This window comes from Mesorhizobium sp. M8A.F.Ca.ET.161.01.1.1 (genome assembly GCF_004792105.1).
In the GTDB taxonomy this organism is placed as follows: Bacteria; Pseudomonadota; Alphaproteobacteria; order Rhizobiales; family Rhizobiaceae; genus Mesorhizobium.
The window spans coordinates 1-336 of sequence record NZ_SRTD01000256.1 but is presented as its reverse complement, the minus strand read 5'-3'; the positions used below and the strand labels follow the sequence as shown (position 1 = coordinate 336).

The following is a 336-nucleotide window of genomic DNA, read 5'->3' as shown; positions in this document are numbered from 1 at the left end:
CTATTGGGGCCGGTTCGGACATGTCTCTGTGCTGAATGTCGCCAACGACTTCGTCACCCATGCCCATGGCGAGGCGCATCTCATCATCTGGCTGGAAGGCACGGCCGGCGAAATGACCATCGGCCGCGAAACGGTGCGGCTGGGACCGGACACCGCCGCCGGCATCAATTCCTTTCAACCGCACAGCCACGCGCTTTCCCACGACGGCAGGCCCGGCCTTTTCCTCGCCTTCTACATCGATCCGGACTGGGCGCGCCGACGCCGCGACCTGCCGGCTTCGGCGCCGCTGTTCGCGCAAGCCGCAATCACGCTGGAGCCGTGGCTGCACCAGGCGGC

General features: G+C 66.7%; 1 protein-coding gene. It reads left to right on the top strand.

What is annotated here, in order from left to right; genetic code table 11:
* On the top strand, positions 1 to 336 hold a 336-nt coding region (locus EN804_RS35600; RefSeq protein WP_135922374.1), incomplete at both ends, for a cupin domain-containing protein.